Raw genomic sequence first — 14,959 nt, forward strand, 5'->3', positions numbered from 1 at the left:
CCTACTCAGCCCCGGGACCGGCGCGGCCACCGTTCTTGCCGACCCACGCCTCGACCCGGCGCAGGGCCTCTTCGTAGTCGTCGTGGCGCTTCATCGCCGCCGCGAGCCGCAGGTGTGGCAGGGCCTCGCGGAATCGGCCGGCCCGTTCCAGGGTCCGGCCGAGGACGTGGTGCGCGTAATGATCCGAGGGGTCCCGCTCGATCAGCGCTCGGAGCTGGGTCTCCGCCCCCGCCAACTGCGCCGAGTTGAAGTAGGCGCGGGCGAGGAGCTGGCGTACCGCCGTGTTGTGCGGTTCCGCCTCGACGATCGGCTCCAGGAGGCGGGCCGCGCCGAGCGGGTCTCCGGACTCGAACACGACGGTCGCCCTGCGGTACTCCTCGAGAAGATCCACGACTCCGCTCCCCCTGCTCGCGCCGCCGGCTTCGACCAACGCTGGCACAACCGCGGCCGAACGGCGAACGTCCAGACCGCAGCATCGGCGACAATTCACCCGATTCTGCAACCAGGACGAGCTGCGCGACGCGAGCGCCGCCGTACGGGGCCGGCTCACGCGCGAAGCCCGGCCCGGGCGGGCGAGCGGCACCTGGGACACGGACGTCACCCCGTGGTTCGCCGGGTGGATCGTCGGGCTGGAGCTGGACCCGTCCGGGACCCACGCCTCCGACCGGCGCAACACCGCCGCACCGGCCGCACGCGGCCGTTACTTCCGCAGCACCGCCGCCGCCTCGCCCACCGAACGCTGGCTGGCCGCACGGATGGACGAGCTGGCCGGATACGAGGCGGCTCAGGGGCTGAGCCAGCCGATCGCCTTCGTCGACTGGCCGACCACCGACCCGCTGCGGCACCCGGAGGAGCCCCTCCCGCGCGGGTGGACGAGTCGTACGTGAATCTGCGCGTCGGCCTCGCCGGCCGGATCGGTGACGTGGACGAACTGGAACCGGGTCGACGCCACCGAGCGGCTCAAGGACGGCGTCGAACTGTTCCGCGACGCGGCGCTGGAGACTGCGGAGCCCTGACGAGCAGGGCGACCAGCCCGCCGCCGAGCAGCATCGTGCCGATGGCGACCAGGGCGACCGGGCTCAGGCCGGTCAGCGGCAGCCCGCCGCCGGCGCCCGGCTGCAGCTCCCGGCGCGGCGGGGCGGCACCGAGGGGATCGGGCGCGACCGCGACCGGCGTCGCCGTGACGAAGTCGCCGACCCGCATGCCGTCGCTGGTCTTGACCACCACGGCGACGTCGTACTCCTGGCCGTTGCGCAGACCTGTCAGGTCGCAGCCCTGGGCCGTGAGCGCCGGGAGCGTGCACCCGGCCTCGTGACCGGCGGTCGTCACCCAGACGTACTCGAACTGCCCGCTGCCCAGGTCGGCCGGCGGACGCCAGGAAACCCGCAGGCCGCCGTCGAGGGCACGCACCTGCACGCCGGTCGCCGCGGCGGGTGCGCGCGGCAGGCCCTCGACCCGCACGGGTACGGCGGAGAACGCGGTGCCCCCCGCCCCGAGCTGGCCGTCGGCGCCCGACCCCCAGCAGAACGTGTACCCGCGGGCGTCGACGGCGCAACTGTGCGCGCTGCCCGCGTCGATGCCGGTCAGCTCCGCGTCCACCTCGACCCCCGTGGGCGCGGTCCGGCCGGCCGTACGCCCGTGACCCAGCCGCCCGCCGCCGCCGCCGTCGCCGCCGCCGTCGCCCCAGCAGTACGCCCGCCCGCCGCGGTCGATGCCGCACGCGTGAGCGGCACCCGCGCTGATCGCGGCGAACGGGCCCGCCCGCCGGGCCGTGGCACCCCAGCAGTACGCCGCGCCGTCCGCGTCCAGGGCGCAGGCCTGCCGGCCACCGGCCGCCACCTCGCGCACCTTGCCCCCGGTGGTGACCGCCGCGGGCGCGGACCGCTCCTCGCCTCCGGCCGGGTCGGCGCCCCAGCAGTACACCGAGCCGCCCGCGGTCGCGACGCACGTGGTGTCGCCACCCGCCGCGATGTCCACGATCTCGTCGGTCCGGCCTCCCGTGCGCACCCGCACCGGCGTGGCCGAGCGGCTCGTGCCCGGCACGCCGAGCTGTCCACGCGATCCGTCGCCCCAGCACCACGCGGCGCCCTCGTCGTCGGCGGCGCAGGTGTGCCGGGAGCCGGTCGCGATCATCACGAGGGTCCGGCCGCGCAGCGCCTCGACCGGGTGCGGCGCGTCCCGGTCGGTGTGCGCGCCGTCGCCGAGCTGGCCCGCGGAGTCGTCGCCCCAGCAGTACGCCGTGCCGCCGGTGTCGATGGCGCAGGTGTGTGCCCGGCCGGCGTCGGCCCGTACGGCGTTGCGCAGCGCCTTGACGGGCTCGGCGAAACCGTGCCGCCGGGCGCCGTCGCCGAGCTGGCCGGAGGAGTCGTTCCCCCAGCAGTACACGTCGCCCAGGCTTGTGATCATGCACGAGTGCGCCCCGCCGGCGGCCACGGCGGCCGTACCGGCGCTCGCGATCCGCATCGTGTCGACCGTGACACCGGGCGGGTACGTTCCCGCCGCCGCGGCCGGCGACCCGGGGATCGCGGCCAGGACCAGCGCCGCGACGGCCCCTGCGAGACGGCCCAGTCGCACCTGCTTCTCCCACTCACCCGCCCGACACAACGCGGGAATTATGCTCATTATCGCGGTATTAGTGCGGTTTGACACGCAGTGTCGGGTCCCCGCGCGAAAGCCGTGGTCCCGCCGGCGGCGGATACACAGGTGTTACACAGGAAGCGGAAAGGCGTCGCAAAGCGAGCCCCACGACAGTTAGGGCATGACGATGGCGAACGCAGCCCCCAGCGACGATCTCCGGCGGCCCGACGGCAGCCCGGTTCGGGTCCTCGTGGTCGACGACGAGCCGACCCTGGCCGAACTCCTGTCGATGGCGCTGCGCTACGAGGGCTGGGAGGTGCGCAGCGCGGGCGACGGGCAGGCGGCCGTCCGTACCGCACGGGACTTCCGCCCGGACGCCGTCGTCCTCGACATGATGCTCCCCGACCTCGACGGGCTCGAGGTGCTGCGCCGGCTGCGCGGCGAGACGCCCGAGGTGCCGGTGCTCTTCCTGACCGCCAAGGACTCCGTCGAGGACCGCATCGCCGGCCTCACCGCCGGCGGCGACGACTACGTCACCAAGCCGTTCAGTCTGGAAGAGGTCGTCGCCCGGTTGCGCGGCCTGATGCGCCGGATGGGCCGCTCACCGATGCGCACCGACTCCGAGCTCATCGTCGGCGACCTCACCCTCGACGAGGACAGCCACGAGGTACGCCGCGGCGGCGACCTCGTCACCCTGACGGCCACGGAGTTCGAGCTGCTGCGCTACCTCATGCGCAACCCCCGACGGGTGCTCAGCAAGAGTCAGATCCTCGACCGCGTGTGGAACTACGACTTCGGCGGCCAGGCCAACGTGGTCGAGCTCTACATCTCGTACCTGCGTAAGAAGATCGACGCGGGCCGCAACCCGATGATCCACACCATGCGCGGCGCAGGCTACGTCCTCAAGCCGGCGGACTGACATGACGGACGCCGCCCCGGCGGTTCGCTGGCGTTCCCCGGCGGGCCGGTCGCTCCGTACCCGCCTGATCGCCCTCATGGTCGTCCTGCTCACCGTGCTGGGCCTGGTCGTCGGCGCCACCGCCGAGATCTACCTCCACAAGGTCCTCTACGACCGCCTCGATTCCCAGCTCCGGGTGACTGCGGATCGTGCACAGAGGCGGCCGCCCGGCCCGCCTGGTCAAGGCCCTCGCCCTGGTGGCGGCCCGTTCGGTAACAGGGTGCCGGCCGGCGCTCCCCCCGACTCCATCTTCCTCGTCTTCGCCACCGCCCGTCCCCTGGACGGAGGCATCGTCACGGTGCGCACCGACGACGAGGGCTTTCTCGTCCCCGGGTACCGGAACCTTCCCGAGGCGATGGTGACCCGGCTGAGCGCGATCACGCCGAACGGCGACCCGGCCGACATCGACCTGGGCGATCTCGGTGACTACCGCGTGCTCGCCACGACCACCGACGACGGCATGGTCGTGGCCGCGGTGCCGCTCTCCGAGACCCGGGACACGCTGCTGGCCGTCGCGGGCGTGACCGGAGCAGCCGTGCTCCTGGCGCTGGTCGCGGCCGGGTGGGCCGGGGCCGTCATCATCCGGCGCAATCTCAGGCCGCTGAGCCGAGTCGCCGCCACCGCGACCAAGGTGTCCGAGCTGCGGCTCGACCGAGGTGAGGTGGAGCTCGCCCAGCGTGTGCCCGAGTCCGACACCGACCCGCGTACCGAGGTCGGCGCCGTCGGCGCCGCGCTCAACCGGATGCTCGACCACGTCGGGAGCGCGCTCGAGGCGCGGCACGCCAGCGAGACACAGGTACGCCAGTTCGTGGCCGACGCGAGCCACGAGCTGCGGACCCCGCTCGCGGCGATCCGCGGCTACGCCGAGCTGAGCCGCCGCAGCCGGCAGCCGGTGCCGGAGGAGATCGGGCACGTGCTGCGCCGGGTGGAGTCGGAGGCGGGCCGGATGACCGCGCTGGTCGAGGATTTGTTGCTGCTCGCCCGGCTGGACGCCGGGCGGCCGCTGGCACACGACCCGGTGGATCTGACGATGCTGGTGGTGGACGCGGTCAGCGACGCGCACGCGGCCGGTCCGCGCCACGACTGGCAGCTCGACCTGCCCGAGGAGCCGGTGACGGTGACCGGCGACGGCCAGCGCCTGCATCAGGTGCTCGTCAATCTGCTGGCCAACGCCCGTACGCACACTCCCGAGGGCACCACCGTCGTCGTGGGTGTCGCCGCCGAGGCCGACGCCGCGGTCCTGCGGGTGACCGACGCGGGCCCCGGCATCCCGGCGGAACTGCGGCCGCACATCTTCGAGCGCTTCGCCAGGGGCGACAGCTCCCGCTCGCGCGCGGCGGGCAGCACCGGTCTGGGCCTGTCGATCGTGCACGCCGTGGTCACGGCGCACGGCGGCTCGGTCGGCGTCGACAGCGTCCCCGGGCGCACGCAGTTCACCGTGCGGCTGCCGCTGACGCCGGCGCTACCAGCCGAGGCGGATGCCGTCCATCAGCACGTCCCGGAGGTCGTCCAGTAGCGCACCGGCCGCGTCGCCGTCGGAGACGTGCAGCTCCAGCGGGACCGACTCGCGGTCGCGGCCGACCAGGACGTCCAGGGCGCACAGCGCCCGGCCCGCCATCTCGCTGGTCACCCCGGTGATCGCGGCGGCCCGGAGGCGGTCGTCGAGCCACGGTCTGCCCTGGGCGCCGGGCAGGCCCGCCGCTATCGCCGCGATCGCCGCGAGCGCCTGCACCGGCGGGATCTCGCCGAGGAGGACCTGGGGCGTCTCCCAGACCCGCAGCACCACCACGGACACCGCCTGACGGCGCTCCGCCGGGGCCAGATCGGACAGGCCGTCGAGCAGGTGTGCCGGGCTCGCGTTGTTCATGCGTCTCATGTCAGCACACGCAACTTGCATGTGCCCATACCCCGGCTGACGGACAAAGTCCGCCGCTGATGGGCTACCATGGCGGCGTGTCCCGTTGGTATTCGTGGTTTACGAGGCCGGCTCCGCCGGTGTCTCGGCCATGAGTTCATGACCTGAGACACCCCCGCAGGGCCGGCAGAGGCAGCGACCAGAGTCGCTGCCTTTTCGTTTGCAACGAGCCGGCCCAGGCCCCGGGGACGCCGGCCCCGGGAAGAGCCGGCGGAGAAGGATGACTGTCGTGACCGTCCCCGAGGTACAGCGCGTCAGCGACCACCGCATCGAGCGCATGGTGCCGCTGATGAGCCCCGCCCTGCTCCACCACGAGCTGCCGCTCACCCACGAGCTCTCCGCAAGCGTGCTGGACAGCCGCCGCCAGGTGGAGGCCGTCCTTGACGGCCGAGATCCGCGCCTGCTGGTCGTCGTCGGCCCCTGCTCGGTGCACGACCCGGACGCCGCGGGCGAATACGCGGACCGCCTCGCCGCCGAGCGGGAACGGCTCGCCGACGACCTGCTCATCGTGATGCGGGTCTACTTCGAGAAGCCGCGCTCGACCGTGGGCTGGAAGGGTCTGATCAACGACCCGGCCCTGGACGGCACCGGCGACGTCGGCCGCGGCCTGCGGATCGCCCGCTCCCTGCTGCTGCAGGTGCTCGAGCGGGGCCTGCCGGTGGCGGTGGAGTTCCTCGACCCGATCACCCCGCAGTACATCGCCGACACCGTGGCGTGGGGCGCGATCGGCGCCCGTACGGTGGAATCGCAGGTCCACCGCCAGCTCTCCTCGGGTCTGTCCATGCCGATCGGCATGAAGAACCGTCCCGACGGGAGCATCTCCACGGCGATCGACGCCATCAACGCGGCCGCCGCGCCGCACGTCTTCCCCGGCATCGACGTGTCCGGCACGCCGGCGATCATGCACACGAGCGGCAACCCCGACTGCCACCTGGTGCTACGCGGCGGCAAGGGCCCCAACTACGGCGCCGAGGACGTCCGGGCGGCGCTCGGCCTGCTCGCCGCCGCCGGCCTGCCCGAGCGGGTCGTGATCGACTGCTCGCACGGCAACAGCGGCAAGGACCACCTGCGCCAGCCGATCGTCGCCGACGACGTCGCCGCTCAACTCGAGGCCGGTCAGCGGGGCATCCGCGGGGTGATGCTGGAGAGCTTCCTGGTGCCGGGACGCCAGGACCTCGGCGGCGAGCTCACGTACGGCCAGAGCGTGACGGACGCGTGCATGGGCTGGGAGCCGACCGTGGGCGTGCTGGAGCGGCTGGCCGCGGCCTCCGCCAAGCGACGCACCGGCTTCACAGGGGGCGCACAGTAACGACACAAGGGTCCGACAGCCGGGCGGCCGAGAGTACGAGGGTCAGTGCTTTCGCCTGCTTAAGGACCCTTGATGACCTCGACGTTGCCCGTACCTCCGATCGTGGCGCCGGTGGACCCGCCGGCCGATCTCGGGGCGCGCCCCCGGTCCCGCCGGTCCGCGTTGCTGCGTGGCCGCGTGGCCGACGCGCCCTGGGTCAGGCCAACGCTGCTGGCCCTGCTCGTGCTCACCGGCGTCCTCTACCTCTGGGGCCTCGGGGCGTCCGGGTGGGGTAACGCCTTCTACTCGGCGGCGGTGCAGGCCGGCTCGGAGAGCTGGAAGGCGTTCTTCTACGGCTCCTCGGACGCGGCCAACTCGATCACCGTCGACAAGACGCCGGCCTCCCTGTGGATCATGGCGCTGTCGGTACGGATCTTCGGCCTGAGCTCCTGGAGCATCCTGGTGCCGCAGGCGCTCCTGGGCGTCGCCACGGCCGGCCTGCTCTTCGGCACGGTCCGCCGCTGGTACGGCCCGGCCGCCGGCCTGATCGCGGGCGCGGTGTCGGCGCTGACCCCGGTCGCCGTGCTGATGTTCCGCTTCAACAACCCGGACGCGCTGCTCGTGCTGCTCATGGTGGCCGGCGCGTACGCGACGGTCCGCGCCGTCGAAAACGGCTCCACGAAGTGGCTCGTGCTCGCCGGGACGTTCGTCGGCCTCGGCTTCCTGACCAAGATGCTCCAGGCGCTGCTGGTCGTGCCCGCGTACGCCCTCGCCTACCTGATCGCCGGACCGCCGAAGCTCGGTAAGCGCATCGGGCAGCTCCTGCTCGCCGGGCTGGCGCTGATCCTCTCCGCCGGCTGGTACATCGGACTCGTCGAGCTGGTGCCGGCCTCGATGCGGCCGTACATCGGCGGGTCGCAGAACAACAGCCTGCTCGAGCTGACGCTGGGCTACAACGGCCTGGGCCGGCTCAACGGCAACGAGACCGGCGGCGTCGGCGGCGGTGGCGGCTGGGGCGAGACCGGGATCCTGCGCATGTTCGACACCGCGCAGGGCGGTCAGATCTCCTGGCTGCTGCCGGCCGCTCTCATCGTGCTGGTCGCCGGCCTGGTGCTGACCCTGCGCGCCGCCCGCACCGACCGGCTCCGCGCCGGGCTGATCCTCTGGGGCACCTGGCTCATCGGCACCGGCCTGGTCTTCAGCTTCATGCAGGGCATCTTCCACGCGTACTACACCGTGGCGCTCGCACCGGCGGTCGGCGCGGTGGTCGGCATGGGTGCGGCGCTGCTGTGGCGCTCGCGCCGCAACCCGTTCGCCTCGCTCACATTGGCGGCGGCGATCGGGGTGAGCGCCTGGTGGTCGTGGCACATGCTCGGCCGGAGCCCGGAGTTCCTGCCGTGGCTGCGCTGGGTCGTGCTGGTCGGCGGCATCGTGGCGGCGCTGGGTGTGCTGGCCTCGCTGCGGCTTCGGATCGCTCTGGCCAGTGCGGGCGTCGCGCTCGCGGCGGTGCTGGCCGGTCCGGCGGCGTATGCGGTGCAGACCGCGTCCGAGCCGCACACCGGCTCGATCCCGTCGGCCGGACCGGCGACGCAGGGCGGCGGCTTCGGCCCGGGCGGCGGACGCGACGGCATGCGCGGCGGCGCACCGGGGGGCCGGGTTCCCGGCGGCTTCCCCGGCGGAGGCTTCCCGGGTGGAGGCACCCCCGGCGGCCCGCCCGGCGGCACCGCACCCGGCGGCACCGCACCCGGCGGCACCGCACCCGGCGGCGCTTCCCAGGGTGGCGCCGCGGCTCAGGGCCGCGGCGCTCGCGGCGGCGGCATGGGCGGACTGCTGAACGCGGCCACCGTGAGCGACGAACTGAAGGCTCTGCTGGACGCGGACGCCGACCGGTACACCTGGGTCGCGGCGGCGGTCGGCTCACAGAACGCCTCGGGCTACCAGCTCGCCACCGAGGACCCGGTCATGGCGATCGGCGGATTCAACGGCAGCGACCCGTCACCGACCCTCGCGCAGTTCCAGCAGTACGTCGCCGAAAAGAAGATCCACTACTTCATCGGCGGCGGTGGGTTCGGCGGCCGGGGCGCCGGCAACGGTGGCGGCAGCTCAAGCTCGCAGATCGCCGAGTGGGTGGCGGCGAACTACACGGCAACGACGGTCGGCGGAGTGACGCTCTACGACCTGACCGCGCAGTGATCCCACACGACGACGACCGGCAGGTGGCTCCCGGAACCGGGGGCCGCCTCGCGGCGTTCACCGGCCGCTGTCCGCCAGGCACTCACAGGCCGGGCACAGGATCGCCACACACCGGGCAAAGCCGCGAAGCCGACCTTGGTGGCATGAGCCTTTCCACACTGCCCTCACCCGCTTCCGGCCCGGTCGAGATCGCCGCACCCGTGCTCGACGTCGTCGTCCCGGTCTACAACGAGGAGATAGACCTCGAGCCCTGCGTACGCCGGTTGCACGCGTACCTGGCGGCCGAGTTCCCGTACCGGTTCCGGATCACGATCGCCGACAACGCCAGCACCGACGCGACGGCGGCGGTGGCGCGCCGGCTCACCCGGACGCTGCCCGGCGTCAGCTCGGTCCGCCTGACGGAGAAGGGCCGGGGCCGCGCCCTCAAGCACGTGTGGACCCGGTCGGACGCCGCGGTACTGGCCTACATGGACGTCGACCTGTCGACCGACCTCGGCGCGTTGTTGCCGCTGGTCGCCCCGCTGATCTCCGGCCATTCGGACCTGGCCATCGGCTCGCGGCTGGCCCGCGGCTCGCGCGTCGTCCGCGGCGCCAAGCGCGAGTTCATCTCCCGCAGCTACAACCTGATCCTGCGCGGCACCCTCTCCGCCCGCTTCTCCGACGCCCAATGCGGCTTCAAGGCGATCCGCGCGGAAGTGGCCGGGCGGCTGCTGCCGATGGTCGAGGACACCGGCTGGTTCTTCGACACCGAGATGCTGGTCCTGGCGGAGCGTGCCGGCCTGCGCATCCACGAAGTGCCGGTGGACTGGGTCGACGACCCGGACAGCCGCGTCGACATCGTGGCCACGGCGATGGCGGACCTGCGCGGCATCGCCCGGCTCACCCGCGCCCTCGGCACCGGCCGGCTGCCGCTGGCCGCACTGCGCGAGCGGTTGGGCCGCAACCCCCTGCCCGTCGCGGGAGTCCCGGCCGGACTGACCGGGCAGTTGCTGCGCTTCGCCGCCGTGGGCGTGGCCAGCACCCTGGCCTATCTGGCCCTCTACGCGATCCTGCGCACCGGCTACGTTCTCAGTGGGCGAACCTGATCGCCCTGCTGGTCACCGCGATCGCCAACACCGCCGCCAACCGGCGCCTCACCTTCGGCGTACGGAGATCCGGCGGCGTCTGGCGCCACCAGGCCCAGGGCCTCGTCGTCTTCGCCGTCGGGCTCGGCTTGACCAGCGGATCCCTCGCGCTGCTGCATGCGCTGACCGTCCCGGCGACCACACTGGAGCTGGCCGTGCTGGTCGTCGCGAACCTGGTCGCCACCGGGGTCCGCTTCCTCCTCATGCGGATCTGGGTCTTCCGTGCCGCCGCTGCGCACGAACTGAACATGAACACAACCCCCCCAACGGTATGAATTTCATGACTCTCGGGTGACAATGGAGCCATCGATCGGGATCGTTCTCGACCCCGGTCGTCGTGCCCCAACAGTCCGGGCCCCCGCCGGAGGTGCGACGCATGCTCAGCAAGGAAGACAGCCGCCGACTCGCCCAACTCGAGCGGCAGCTCCGCCGCGAGGACCCCGACTTCTACTCCCGGATGACCGGCGGCGAGCCCGTCCCCAAGCAGACGCCGGTCTCCCTGATCCTGGCCGCGACGGTGATCTGGGCGGCCGCGCTGATCCTGGCGGTCGTGGGCTGGTGGGTCGCGGCGATCGTCTCCGGCGTGTGGGCCCTGGTCGTCATGGCCGCCCTCGGCCACCACTGCCGCGCCGCCCGCCGCCCGGGCCCAGACCTCCTGCCCCCGGCCTGGTGACGAACCGCCGCCGGCCCGGCGACAAACACCCCCGGCCTGGTGACGAACCGCCGCCGGCCCGGCGGGGATCAGCCAAATGCGACCGTCGCCTCCGTGACCTCGCGGGCCCGGGCCACCTCGGCGGCCTCCGCTTCCAGCGCTTTGCGCACCTTGGCGGTCAGCGTCCCGAACGGTGTCACGGTGAGGTCAACCCGCTTGCGCCCTGACATCTTCGCGCGCCACACACCGGCGATCTCACCGTCCACGAGGATCACGCCGGGGTTGCCGAGGATGCGCCAGACCTCCTTCTGCCGTGCCCGCTCCGGCACCAGCAGGTCGCGGTCCCGGGCCTGCAGCAGCGGGTCCATCCCCGGCAGGTAACGCACTCCGGCGGCTGGTCCGGCGGACGCGAGCTCCGGCACGGACGAGCTCGGCAACCAGGCCTTGCGGCCGCCGACCCGCACCTCGTCCAGGCCCGACGACGGCCAGACTCGTCTGATCTCGGCGGTCGAGCTGCCCAGGTATTTCGCCACCTCGGCCGGGCCGGCCGGGCCGAGCAACCGTAGATAGGTCGCGATCAGCGCGTCGATGCCCTCGTTCGCCGATGGCTGCGGCGGGGCGCTCGGAATGGGACCGAGCGTGGCGTCCCTGCCCCGGGACTCGACCCGCACTCCCCCGGCCAGCCCGGAATGCTGCCAGACGTTGCCCGCAATGTGCCGGGCGCCGCAGGTGCGGCAGTCGTACGTCAGCTCGCGCGGCACCCGCCGGCTGACCTGGGTGCTCGCCTCGCCGCGGGGCATCGAGGACGTCACCACCTCGCGGAACGCCGTGGCGGTCGCCTCGAACGCCTTGATGCCGAGCTTGACGCCCTGGGGAATCTGAGCGCTGTTGATGCGGGCGGAGGCGTCCGCGTCGCTGACCGGCCACAGCGCCTTGACCAGCTTCTTGAGGTCCCGCTTGCGGTGCAGGTGCGGCGCGCCGCGGGCCGCCCACACCATGATCAACCGGTCGTCGCCCAGGTCGGCGCCGGTGCGCGCCGCAAGCGCCACCCGGACCGAGCCGGGACTGTATTCCTGCACGCCGAGATCGAGCACCGCCAGATCGCCCGGCCGCTGCCCACCACGCTCGGCCAGGCCCAGCGCCGCCACCCGGTAGGCCATCGCCTGCTCGCGGTCGACGTCCATGCGCACCTCCTGATCAGACGCGACGACCGTACCGCCGGGCGGCGACATTTCTCAGCCGTTCCATCCGGCTACCGCCGCCGGCGGCCACCAGCTCCCAGGTGTCGAGGGCGCTGGGGCCGTACGGGCCCTCCTGCAGGATGGGCGGCTCGCCGGTGAGTCGGTATCCGCAGCGCCGGGCGACCGAGGTGCTGGCGGTGTTGCCCGCGTCGATGCGCAGAATCAGCCGGCTCAGGCCCAGCGTGGTGCGGGCGTAGCCGGAGAGCAGGGCCAGCGCGCGGCTCGCGAGCCCGTGCCCGCGGTGCTGGGCACCGACCAGGTAGCCGAGCTCGGCCTCCCGCTGGCCGGCGTCGACGCCGAAGAGCAGCACCTCGCCCAGCGGCCGGCCGCCGTCGACGGTGATCGCGAGCTGGATGCGCTGCCCGCCGACCCGACCCTGCCGGGCGCGCTTGAGATACGCGATCCCGGCCCCGGCGTCGAACGGCGACGGCATCGGGGTCCACCGGGCGATGTCGGGCTCGTCGAGCATCGCCACCAGCTCGTCGAGGTCCTCGTCCCGCCATTCGCGCAAGGTGACGCCGTCCCCGGTCAGAGTGATCGGGTACGGCAGGCGGCCCGGGCTCGTCATGCGCCGATCCTGCCCGTAAGCACCCGGTTCCTGCCAGTAGGCGGACCTTCGTAAACAGGTGAGTGAACCCCTCACGACCGATGCGGTTTCCCGCAAACCCCGCCGTGGCCCTGCATCCATGGCCGTGCGGCCCTCGATGCGGATGCTCCGTGTCAACTTATCGACAGTCATCTCCGCGCAACGCCGACGCCGGCCTGCCCGGCCAGGTGGAGGCCGTCCGCCACCCTTCCCCCGCCAGGGCGACAATCCCCTCGAATGATTTCAGCGGTAGTTAGGATTCACCTTCGTGGATCTACGCCAGCTCGAATACTTCGTGGCCGTCGCCGAGGAGGCCAACTTCACCCGGGCCGCGGAGCGCGTGCACATCACCCAGTCCGGGGTCAGCGCGCAGATCCGGCAGTTCGAACGGGAACTCGGGGCCGACCTGTTCGACCGGTCGTCGCGCATGGTGCGGCTGACCGCGGCCGGCGCGGCGGCGCTACCGCACGCCCGTACCGCGCTGGCCGCCGCGGAGTCCGTCCGCGAGGCGATCGACCAGGTCACCGGGCTCGTCCGCGGCCGGCTGCGGCTCGGCATGCTCGTCGGCTGCACGGTGAAGCCGCTCTTCGCGGCGCTGGCCGGCTTCCACCGCGCCTATCCCCGCATCGAGATCGCGCTGACCGAGGACGACTCCGACGCGCTCATCGAGGGCGTCCGTGCGGGCGACACCGACCTCGCCCTGGTCGGCGCGGCCCGCGAACTGTCCGGAGAGCTGTCGTCGCTGACCGTCGCCAGCGAGAGCCTGGTCGCGCTTGTGCCTCCCGGTCACGCCCTGGCGGCTCACGACGAGACGACGGTACGGCGGCTGGGGGCGTACCCGTTGGTGTGTCTGCCGCCGGGCACCGGGATCCGTGACGCGCTCGACCGAGCCTGCACCGCGCGGGGCGTGCGGCCCAACGTCGCCTTCCAGGCGACCGCGCCCGGCGCGGTGGCCGACCTGGCGGCCCGCGGCCTGGGCGTGGGAGTGCTCAGCGCGCCCACGGCGGCCGATCACCCGGAACTGACCGCCACACCGATCAGCGACGCCGAGGCGCCGGCGCTGCTCGTCCTGGTGTGGCGCAGGGAGCAGAGCACGGTGCTGCGCGCCCTGCTGCCCCACTGCCGCAGGGCCTTCGGCCTATAGCAGGTCACGGTCGCACGCGAGCCGCGCCTGCTCGTTCCACTGCGTCGCGTCGAGCACGGCGACGGCGGTGTGCTCCCGCTCGTCGTACGTCTGCACGGCAAGCGTGACCGGAAGTCGACCGAACGGCAGGCCCCCGGCGCAGACGACTCGGATGTCGGCCTCGGCCTGCACGGACTGCCCGTGTTTGATCCACCGCTTCCGCTCGACACCCTGCACGACGAGCCCGTAGCGCACGGCGCTGAGATTGTGCACGTTGACAGGGAGCGGCCCGGCGTTGACCAGCGTGACCCGCCGGGTGAGCGACGCGTCGACGACCTTGCCGCGGACGACCACGGCGCCCACTCCGGCGTCGTTGGACTGCGGTCCGGTGTCGGCCAGGACCAGCACGGAGATCTCGCTGCTACGCGCCCGGTACTCCCGATAGGACGTCGCGGCCCCGCCGAGTACGGCCCCGACGGCGAGCACGGCCACGGCAGCCAGAAGACGTCCGGGGCGGCGGCGCGCGGGAGGCCGGTCCAGGTCGATCAGGCTCATGGCCCATAGAACGCTACGGCATCACCCCGGGTGATGCCGTAGCGGCAATCCCTGCGGGTGACGCCGAGCTCACCTTGCCATGGCCACCGGACGCGTAGTGGACTGGCGGCATGAACGGCTCGGTCGCGGAAACCCTGGCCGGCGTCGGCCCGCGCCTCAGACAGGCGCGGGCCAGACGCGGGATCACCCTGAGCGAGCTCGCCGAGACGACCGGCATCTCGACGAGCACCCTGTCCCGGCTGGAGTCGGGCCAGCGCAAGGCCAGCCTCGAGCTGCTTCTGCCGATATCGCAAGCCCACCGGATTCCGCTGGAGGAACTGATCGGGGCACCGGAGGTCGGCGATCCCCGTGTACGGCTGACGCCACGGACCCACAACGGCCGCACGGTGGTCCCACTGACCCGGCAGCCCGGCGGTCTGCAGAGCTGGAAGGTGATCATTCCGCCGGAGCGCGGGGAGCCGCGGCTGCGGTCGCACGAGGGATACGAGTGGTTGTTCGTGCTGGCCGGCAGCATGCGGCTGATCGTCGGCGACAAGGACATCGTCATGGGGTCCGGAGAGGTGGCCGAGTTCGACACCCGCCACCCGCACTGGTTCGGCTCGGCGAACGACCAACCGGTGGAGATCCTCAGCCTGTTCGGCGGCCAGGGCGAGCGCTTCCACGTACGGGCGGCGCCCCGGCGAGCCGCCACGTCGGACGGGTGACCCTTCGCACTCCCCATCAGGTTGCGACGAAACAGCGACGACC

General features: G+C 72.8%; 14 protein-coding genes and 1 pseudogene. 8 read left to right on the plus strand and 7 right to left on the minus strand.

From position 1 onward, the window contains the following. Position 1: 1 nt before the first annotated feature. From EDD30_RS15810 to EDD30_RS15820, 3 genes are all read right to left on the minus strand, one after another. The gene (locus EDD30_RS15810; RefSeq protein WP_071808466.1) at positions 2 to 391 is read right to left on the minus strand and encodes a tetratricopeptide repeat protein; all 390 of its coding nucleotides are present in this window, start codon (positions 389 to 391) and stop codon (positions 2 to 4) included. A gap of 393 nt (positions 392 to 784) precedes the next feature. Further along, positions 785 to 952, minus strand: a complete 168-nt coding sequence (locus EDD30_RS39905) for a hypothetical protein (RefSeq protein WP_211353748.1) — start codon at positions 950 to 952, stop codon at positions 785 to 787. An 8-nt stretch (positions 953 to 960) separates the two neighbouring features. Beyond that, on the minus strand, positions 961 to 2,622 hold the full coding sequence (locus tag EDD30_RS15820; RefSeq protein ID WP_084557209.1) for a hypothetical protein: 1,662 nt from the start codon (positions 2,620 to 2,622) through the stop codon (positions 961 to 963). Positions 2,623 to 2,758: 136 nt separating this feature from the next. Here EDD30_RS15820 and EDD30_RS15825 point away from each other — a divergent pair, with 136 nt between their 5' ends. Together EDD30_RS15825 and EDD30_RS15830 are read left to right on the plus strand one after the other, a co-directional pair. Next, on the plus strand, positions 2,759 to 3,496 hold the full coding sequence (locus EDD30_RS15825) for a response regulator transcription factor (RefSeq protein WP_071808464.1): 738 nt from the start codon (positions 2,759 to 2,761) through the stop codon (positions 3,494 to 3,496). Position 3,497: 1 nt separating this feature from the next. Next, on the plus strand, positions 3,498 to 5,051 hold the full coding sequence (locus tag EDD30_RS15830) for a sensor histidine kinase (RefSeq protein WP_071808463.1): 1,554 nt from the start codon (positions 3,498 to 3,500) through the stop codon (positions 5,049 to 5,051). Here EDD30_RS15830 and EDD30_RS15835 read toward each other — a convergent pair. Next, positions 4,998 to 5,402, minus strand: a complete 405-nt coding sequence (locus EDD30_RS15835; RefSeq protein ID WP_071808462.1) for a hypothetical protein — start codon at positions 5,400 to 5,402, stop codon at positions 4,998 to 5,000. The two genes, EDD30_RS15830 and EDD30_RS15835, sit on opposite strands and share 54 nt — an antisense overlap. A 268-nt stretch (positions 5,403 to 5,670) precedes the next feature. Between EDD30_RS15835 and EDD30_RS15840 the strand changes: the two genes are divergently transcribed. The 4 genes and pseudogenes from EDD30_RS15840 (at position 5,671) to EDD30_RS15855 (ending at position 10,728) form a co-directional block, all read left to right on the plus strand. Continuing rightward, a complete protein-coding gene (locus tag EDD30_RS15840) occupies positions 5,671 to 6,759 on the plus strand; it encodes a 3-deoxy-7-phosphoheptulonate synthase (RefSeq protein WP_071808461.1) in 1,089 nt (362 codons plus the stop codon). A gap of 72 nt (positions 6,760 to 6,831) precedes the next feature. Continuing rightward, complete coding sequence (locus tag EDD30_RS15845) at positions 6,832 to 8,931, plus strand: ArnT family glycosyltransferase (protein WP_071808460.1); 2,100 nt, start codon at positions 6,832 to 6,834, stop codon at positions 8,929 to 8,931. Between the two features lie 143 nt (positions 8,932 to 9,074). Then, positions 9,075 to 10,330: pseudogene (locus EDD30_RS15850) on the plus strand (bifunctional glycosyltransferase family 2/GtrA family protein). Between the two features lie 101 nt (positions 10,331 to 10,431). Further along, complete coding sequence (locus EDD30_RS15855; protein WP_071808459.1) at positions 10,432 to 10,728, plus strand: DUF3040 domain-containing protein; 297 nt, start codon at positions 10,432 to 10,434, stop codon at positions 10,726 to 10,728. Positions 10,729 to 10,796: 68 nt separating this feature from the next. Here the strand turns inward: EDD30_RS15855 and EDD30_RS15860 are convergent, their stop codons facing one another. Together EDD30_RS15860 and EDD30_RS15865 are read right to left on the minus strand one after the other, a co-directional pair. After that, positions 10,797 to 11,891 (minus strand): DNA glycosylase AlkZ-like family protein, encoded by a 1,095-nt coding sequence (locus EDD30_RS15860; protein WP_071808473.1) that lies wholly within the window; start codon positions 11,889 to 11,891, stop codon positions 10,797 to 10,799. 13 nt (positions 11,892 to 11,904) lie between these two features. Beyond that, positions 11,905 to 12,516, minus strand: coding sequence for a GNAT family N-acetyltransferase (locus tag EDD30_RS15865; RefSeq protein WP_071808458.1), 612 nt, complete (start codon positions 12,514 to 12,516; stop codon positions 11,905 to 11,907). A 286-nt stretch (positions 12,517 to 12,802) separates the two neighbouring features. Here EDD30_RS15865 and EDD30_RS15870 point away from each other — a divergent pair, with 286 nt between their 5' ends. Further along, entirely contained in the window at positions 12,803 to 13,678 is an 876-nt protein-coding gene (locus EDD30_RS15870) for a LysR family transcriptional regulator (protein WP_071808457.1), read from the plus strand. Here the strand turns inward: EDD30_RS15870 and EDD30_RS15875 are convergent. After that, a complete protein-coding gene (locus EDD30_RS15875) occupies positions 13,673 to 14,212 on the minus strand; it encodes a hypothetical protein (protein WP_071808456.1) in 540 nt (179 codons plus the stop codon). The two genes, EDD30_RS15870 and EDD30_RS15875, sit on opposite strands and share 6 nt — an antisense overlap. A gap of 110 nt (positions 14,213 to 14,322) precedes the next feature. Between EDD30_RS15875 and EDD30_RS15880 the strand changes: the two genes are divergently transcribed. Next, positions 14,323 to 14,916 carry a helix-turn-helix domain-containing protein gene (locus tag EDD30_RS15880; protein WP_071808455.1) on the plus strand — a complete coding sequence of 198 codons (594 nt, stop codon included), beginning with the start codon at positions 14,323 to 14,325 and terminating at the stop codon, positions 14,914 to 14,916. The last annotated feature ends 43 nt before the right edge of the window (positions 14,917 to 14,959 follow it).

Source organism: Couchioplanes caeruleus, assembly GCF_003751945.1.
Lineage (GTDB): Bacteria > Actinomycetota > Actinomycetes > Mycobacteriales > Micromonosporaceae > Actinoplanes > Actinoplanes caeruleus.